The organism is Aeromonas sp. R5-1 (assembly GCF_040908265.1).
GTDB lineage: Bacteria > Pseudomonadota > Gammaproteobacteria > Enterobacterales > Aeromonadaceae > Aeromonas > Aeromonas caviae.
The window spans coordinates 57,884-64,634 of record NZ_JBFODJ010000077.1 but is presented as its reverse complement, the minus strand read 5'-3'; the positions used below and the strand labels follow the sequence as shown (position 1 = coordinate 64,634).

Annotated in this window: 6 protein-coding genes; 3 read left to right on the top strand and 3 right to left on the bottom strand. The window is 58.4% G+C overall.

The annotated features are described in order from the left end of the window. Window positions 1–36 precede the first annotated feature (36 nt). Window positions 37–1,068 carry an IS630-like element ISAhy2 family transposase gene (locus tag AB5Y64_RS11505; RefSeq protein WP_001809438.1) on the top strand — a complete coding sequence of 344 codons (1,032 nt, stop codon included), beginning with the start codon at window positions 37–39 and terminating at the stop codon, window positions 1,066–1,068. 493 nt (window positions 1,069–1,561) lie between these two features. Here AB5Y64_RS11505 and AB5Y64_RS11500 read toward each other — a convergent pair whose 3' ends face one another. Together AB5Y64_RS11500 and dsdC are read right to left on the bottom strand one after the other, a co-directional pair. Beyond that, a complete protein-coding gene (locus tag AB5Y64_RS11500; RefSeq protein WP_010673634.1) occupies window positions 1,562–1,969 on the bottom strand; it encodes an H-NS family nucleoid-associated regulatory protein in 408 nt (135 codons plus the stop codon). Between the two features lie 349 nt (window positions 1,970–2,318). After that, on the bottom strand, window positions 2,319–3,263 hold the full coding sequence (dsdC, locus tag AB5Y64_RS11495) for a DNA-binding transcriptional regulator DsdC (protein ID WP_350237747.1): 945 nt from the start codon (window positions 3,261–3,263) through the stop codon (window positions 2,319–2,321). 215 nt (window positions 3,264–3,478) lie between these two features. Between dsdC and dsdA the strand changes: the two genes are divergently transcribed. Beyond that, the gene (gene dsdA, locus AB5Y64_RS11490; protein ID WP_368203825.1) at window positions 3,479–4,810 is read left to right on the top strand and encodes a D-serine ammonia-lyase; all 1,332 of its coding nucleotides are present in this window, start codon (window positions 3,479–3,481) and stop codon (window positions 4,808–4,810) included. A gap of 339 nt (window positions 4,811–5,149) precedes the next feature. Then, entirely contained in the window at window positions 5,150–5,326 is a 177-nt protein-coding gene (locus AB5Y64_RS11485; RefSeq protein WP_010673631.1) for a hypothetical protein, read from the top strand. 66 nt (window positions 5,327–5,392) lie between these two features. Here the strand turns inward: AB5Y64_RS11485 and icd are convergent, their stop codons facing one another. After that, the gene (gene icd / locus AB5Y64_RS11480; protein ID WP_010673630.1) at window positions 5,393–6,646 is read right to left on the bottom strand and encodes an NADP-dependent isocitrate dehydrogenase; all 1,254 of its coding nucleotides are present in this window, start codon (window positions 6,644–6,646) and stop codon (window positions 5,393–5,395) included. Window positions 6,647–6,751: the final 105 nt, after the last annotated feature.

Below are 6,751 nucleotides of genomic sequence, written 5' to 3'. Positions count from 1 at the left end.
CTAAACAAAACAAGCCACACCCAAAGGACTGAGTTGATGCCTATCCTACCACCTCTGCCACGACCACAACGGCGCCGCATTCACAAAATCATCCATGCCACCCGTGATAAAGGACATGCTCGTCGCTTGATGGCCATCTTGCTGTTACATGAAGGACGCACGATCACCGATGTTCATCACCTTACCGGCGCTGCGCGCTCGACCATCGGTCGTTGGCTTCGGTGGTATCGAGATGAAGGCATAGATGCGCTAGAAGCCTTACCGGCTGGCCGTGCCCCAGTCTTACCTATCGCCAAGATTGTCACCTTACTGGTGCTGCTCATGCAGTTTTCTCCGCAAGATTTTGGTTATCAGCGCAGCCGTTGGTGTACTGAACTATTGGCTATAAAAATCAATCGGTTAACAGGGCTCAATGTGGCAGCCTCCACGCTCCGCCGATGGTTACCTCGTATGGGCATTGTCTGGCGCAGGCCCGTGCCGACCTTGCGGATAAAAGACCCAGCCTATCAGGAAAAAATGGCGAATATCGACGCCGCGCTGGCCCGCTGTGATGCCGATAATCCGGTGTTTTATGAGGATGAAGTCGATATAGACCTCAATCCCAAATTAGGAGCCGACTGGATGTTCAGAGCGCAGCAAAAGCGGGTTGTCACACCGGGGCAGAATGCCAAGCATTATCTGGCAGGCGTTCTCCACGCAGGCAACGGAAGGGTACTTTACGTCAGCGGGATCAAGAAAAACTCATCGCTGTTTATTGCCATGCTGGAAAAGCTGCGCCACCACTACCGACGAGCCAAAACCATCACGTTGATCCTCGATAACTACATCATTCACAAAAGCAAACAGACCGAGCGATGGTTGAAGAAGAATCCCAAGTTCTGCCTGGTGTTCCAGCCAGTTTACAGCCCTTGGGTTAATCACATAGAACGGCTATGGCACAAGTTACATGAAACCATCACGCGCAATCATCAATGCAGAGGGATGGCAAACCTGCTGGCCCGAGTGAAACACTTCATGGATACCGTGTCTCCTTTCCCGGGGAATGGCTATGGCACAGCGAAGGTGTAGCACTATTGGGATCAGTTATTTAGCATTCGGTTTATTTGTTTGCCACCAATCGGTGTCTGCCTCATCCGCACGTTGTCCGGCATCGTGCGGATATATCGCAGAAGAGCGGTGTCAAACAGACCATAAATAGAGGGGATAAATTAATAGGCGGTGGGCGTCATGCATCAGCATGAAAAAGAGACGGGCCGCTCAGGCGTACAGATGAGGATCCACCGCCGCTATTTCATTCTGTCACAGCAGGTATCCATGATCGTTTCTCACAAGGGACGAAGATACACGGGCTGTATGAGTCCTCAGTGCGTATAAGTGGCGAGGTGGCGTGGAAGATGATGCGCCACCTTTATTGGGCACATGATGGTCATGGCTATTCCAGACGAGGCTCTCCAATTAACCGGAGTAACCTGCGCAATTGGGTTTTACTGCGACATCATCTGAACCCTGAAAATAATAATGCCGCCCTGCAGGCGGCATTATCGAGAATCGGATCCGGCGATCAGATCAGGAAATCGTTCAGATCCTTGCCAAGCGCAACTTGCTCGGCGATGGCCTTGGGCATACGACCCTGACCGGTCCAGGTCTTCTCCTGACCGTCTTCCTGATACTTGTATTTCGCAGGACGGGGAGCACGCTTGCTCTTGGTGGTGCCCGCCGCAGCCGGAGCCGCCACGCTGCCGATCAGCTCACGGGGATCGATACCAGCCTGTTGCAGCATTTCGGTGAATTCATTCAGTTTGCGCTGACGCTCTTCCTGTTCGGCGCGTTCCTGTTCAACGGACTCGGCACGCTCGTTATATACCAGGTCAAACTTTTCTTTCGCTTCTTGCAGTTGCTCAAACGGCAGTTCACGAATGGCAGCGCGCAAGCTGCGAATGTTCAGCAGAACCTTCAGAAACTCGTTCATTACTTCCTCACAGAATTATTTTTGTATGTCACAGGGATAACACGATTTGAGAATAGCATGCCCATTGGATAACAACATAATGTTTTTATACCATCCGGCAGAGCACTGACACCATATGGACATTATTCACCGTGGTTAATTCCCTGCCTGATACTTATTGGGAATACCCTCACGGACTTTATTTTCTATTTTCCCCGGTTAATCTCTGGTTCACCTCATCCGTTGCACACGGTGTTATCTCTTACCCGCGTCGTTCTGCGCCAGGTCATTTAGCAGCCGTGCCGACCCCTATTGTACAAATAGTGCGCTCATGGCCATGACCTTCGCGGACAATAAACCAGGTCCCGTTTCAGGATGCCCCTTGCGCCTGATCCTGTATCCAGCGGATGAATACCTGGATCTTGGGACACTGGCGATGAGGGAGGGTCGCCAGGTAATAACGCGGCTCGCAGCGCACCGCCATGTCCGGGAAGGGCATCACCAGCGCACCGCTCGCCAGCGCCTGGCTTGCCAGTTGCCTGCGCCCCATGGCGACACCGGCGTGGTGGGTGGCGGCAAGGATCGCCAGATCCGCTCGATCAAATCCCATGTGTGACGAGCAGGCCTCCAGGGAGAGATGCCAGTGGCTCCCCCAGGTGCGCCACTCGTCGCTGTCGGTGTCCAGGCCCCAGGCTTGCCTGTCATGGAGCAGGCGACACCGATGCAGATTCCCCACCGCCCCCATCAGACCGTGGTCGCTGGCGTATTGAGGGCTGCACACCGGCACCATGAATTCATCCATCAGGGGGTGGATGGCCAGGCCCGTCGGGGTTCTGGCATCGAAGTTGAGGGTCAGATCGATGCCGTAGCCGTGCAGGTTTATATGCTCGTTGCCCGTCAGCAGGTTGAGCTCGATGTGAGGATGCAGACGGGAAAAATCGGCGAGCCTTGGCACCAGCCAGTACTGGGCGATGGAGGGGCGCGAGTGCAGCGTCAGGGAGCCCGACAGCGCCTGCTCCCTGATTTCCAGCACCTCCTGATTGATGAACTCCAGGGAGGAGGTGAGGGCCCAGAAAATGCGCTGCCCCTCCGTGGTCAAGGCCACCTTGCGGTGAAAGCGCTGGAACAGCAAAAAACCGAGCTCCTCTTCCAAGGCCGAGATGCGGTGGCTCACCGCGCTTGGGCTCAAGGAGAGCTCGTCGGCGGCGAGCGCAAAGGAGCCGTGGCGGGCCGCCGCCTCGAAGGTGTGGAGCCTGGCGAGCTGATGACTGCTGAGCAGCTTGCTCCTCACCCCTGGGTGCTCATCACGTTGCATGGTTGGGCCTCCCTCTCTTTTATCTGGCGGATGATACCAGAAGGGCGAGGTTTGCATTCACCAGGAAGACTCAACTCACCCGTATTCGAAGAGACAGCAGGGTAGATGACCATTTGCATCAACTGGGCTGATCCAAGCCACGCGTTTTATCATTTGTCACGGCAACGCTGGTGCCATTCAATGGGATGATTCCGTCACCACCCCGCGAGGCTTTCATGACACACATCGACATTGCCGGGCTCATCGCCCGCTTTCCCCTGCTCGAACCGCTGATCGCCCTCACCCCTGTGACCTGGTTCAATCCGGGGGCTACCTCCCTCGCGGAAGGATTGCCCCATGTGGGGCTCACCCGGCACGATGTGGCCTCCGCCTCCGCCCGGCTCGCCCGCTTCGCCCCCTACCTGTGCGAGGCCTTCCCCGAAACCCGTGCCAGCCACGGCATCATCGAGTCCGAGATCGCCGCCATCCCGACCCTGCAGGGGACCCTCAATGGGCGCTACGGCGTCGAACTCACCGGCAGGTTGCTGCTCAAACAAGACAGCCATCTGCCCATCTCCGGCTCCATCAAGGCGCGCGGCGGCATCCACGAGGTGCTGGCCCATGCCGAACACCTGGCCATCCAGGCTGGGCTGCTGCGCGAGACGGATGACTATCGCACGCTGTTCTCGGACGAGTTCCGCCACTTCTTCAGCCAGTACAGCATCGCGGTGGGGTCGACCGGCAACCTCGGCCTCTCCATCGGCATCATGAGCGCCCGCCTCGGCTTTCGCGTCACCGTCCACATGTCCGCCGATGCGCGGGAGTGGAAGAAGAAAAAGTTGCGCCAACATGGCGCCATCGTCGTGGAATACGCCGAGGATTACGGGGTGGCGGTGGAGCAGGGACGCAAGGAGGCCGAACGCGATCCCGCCTGCTTCTTCATCGATGACGAGCACTCTCGCACCCTGTTCCTCGGCTATGCGGTGGCGGGCGAGCGGGTGAAAAAGCAGTTCGACGAGATGGGCATCAGGGTGGACGCCGACCATCCGCTCTTCGTCTACCTGCCTTGCGGCGTCGGCGGCGGCCCGGGCGGGGTGGCCTTTGGCCTCAAGCTGGCGTTCGGGGACAACGTGCACTGCTTCTTCGCCGAGCCCACCCACTCCCCCTGCATGCTGCTCGGGGTCTACACCGGGTTGCACGATGCCATTGCGGTGCAAGACCTTGGCATCGACAACCTCACCGCCGCCGACGGCCTCGCGGTGGGACGCGCCTCCGGTTTTGTCGGCCGCGCCATGGAGCGGCTGCTTGCGGGCTTCTACACCCTGAGGGATCAGGAGATGTACGACCTGCTGGGGCTCCTGGCCCGGGATGAAGAGATCCGGCTCGAGCCCTCGGCACTGGCGGGCATGGCTGGCCCCTGGCGAGTGGCCGCCAACCTTGAGTGGCAGAGTGGGCAAGGACTGGATGCAGCCAAGATGGCCGGGGCCACCCACCTGGTGTGGGCCACCGGCGGCGGCATGGTGCCCGCCGAGGAGATGGAAAAATACCTGGCCTGCGCCCGGATCTGATCTTTTTTTCGCCCCCGTGACCCGCCGACCTGGCGGGTTTTTCTGCTGCGAGATCAGCAAGATGGCGCCTCAGCCCTCGCCACCATGACAAAGACGGCCAGACTGCTGGACAGCCTGATTTGTCATCCAGCCCCACCGACTGGTTATTTTGTGATACGATAGAGACCGTTTTTTGACATCTGCGCCCCGTTGTCCCCTTTTTCCGGTGAGATAACCACCGGTTCCGGCGACCAACACCTGCCGGGCGCAGCACAACATGTGCCCAGTTCGAATCGCTCCTGCGCGACCTTGACGCCAGGAGCACTCCCCTCTGGGCACCTTAGATAAGGAGATCGGGCGATGAAACAATATCAAAGCTGGTTGGGACAATATCTGATGAGCCGCCGTGACGGAGACCACGCCATGGCATCCGAGCTCGCCAGCTCCATCTGCGAATTCTGGCAGGCCCGTGGAGATGAGGCCGAGACCAGCAAATGGCAGCAGATCTACGAGCAGCACGTGGAAAAAACCACCTGACGACCTGCTCTCCTCCATAAAAAAACCGGCGCTCATGGCGCCGGTTTTTCATTTCAACGACCCGGATCACATCTGGTCGATCATGTCCTGGGCGAACTGGGAGCAGGAACGCAGGGTGGCCCCTTCCATCAGACGCTCGAAGTCATAGGTGACGGTCTTGTTGGCGATGGCCGCTTCCATCCCCTTGACGATGAGGTCAGCCGCCTCGGTCCAGCCCAGGTGGCGCAGCATCATCTCGGCAGAGAGGATGAGGGAGCCCGGGTTGACCTTGTCCTGACCAGCGTATTTCGGCGCGGTGCCGTGGGTGGCTTCGAACAGGGCGACGCCATCGCCGATGTTGGCGCCCGGCGCGATGCCGATGCCGCCGACCTGGGCCGCCAGCGCGTCGGAGATGTAGTCGCCGTTGAGGTTCATACAGGCAATGACGTCATACTCGGCCGGACGCAGCAGGATCTGTTGCAGGAAGGCATCGGCGATGACGTCCTTGACCACGATGGTCTTGCCGGTCTTCGGGTTCTTGAAGGAGCACCAGGGGCCGCCGTCGATGAGCTGGGCATCGTACTCTTTCTGGGCCAGGGCATAGCCCCAATCCTTGAAGGCACCCTCGGTGAACTTCATGATGTTGCCCTTGTGCACCAGGGTCACGGAGTCGCGATCGTTGTCGATGGCGTACTCGATGGCGGCACGGACCAGACGCTCGGTACCGGCCTTGGACATGGGCTTGATGCCGATACCGCAGGACTCGGGGAAGCGAATTTTCTTCACGCCCATCTCGTTTTGCAGGAAAGCGATCACCTTCTTGGCTTCATCGCTGTCTGCCTTCCACTCGATGCCGGCGTAGATGTCTTCGGCGTTCTCGCGGAAGATCACCATGTCGGTCAGCTCGGGGTGCTTGACCGGGCTCGGGGTCCCTTCGTAGTAACGGACCGGGCGCAGGCAGACGTAGAGATCCAGCTCCTGGCGCAGGGCCACGTTGAGGGAGCGAATACCGCCGCCGACCGGGGTGGTCAGCGGGCCCTTGATGGCCACGCAGTATTCACGAATGAAATCCAGGGTTTCGGCCGGCAGCCAGGCACCTTCGCCATAGACATGAGTCGATTTCTCGCCGGTATAGATCTCCATCCAGGCGATCTTGCGCTCGCCTTTGTAGGCTTTCTCAACCGCAGCATTCACCACATTCAACATGGCCGGGGTCACGTCCACACCGATACCATCCCCTTCGATAAACGGAATGATGGGGTTGTGGGGAACCTGCAGCTTGCCGCTGGCATCGACTGTGATTTTCTGGCCCTGGGTCGGGATAACTACTTTGCTTTCCATCGGCATCTCCTAACTTCCGTTTGTTATCAATCTGATCGTTGCGCGCGGCCATCTTAAGCCCATCCATTTGCATAATCAAATAGCGGGCGTGCATGTCAGACCATA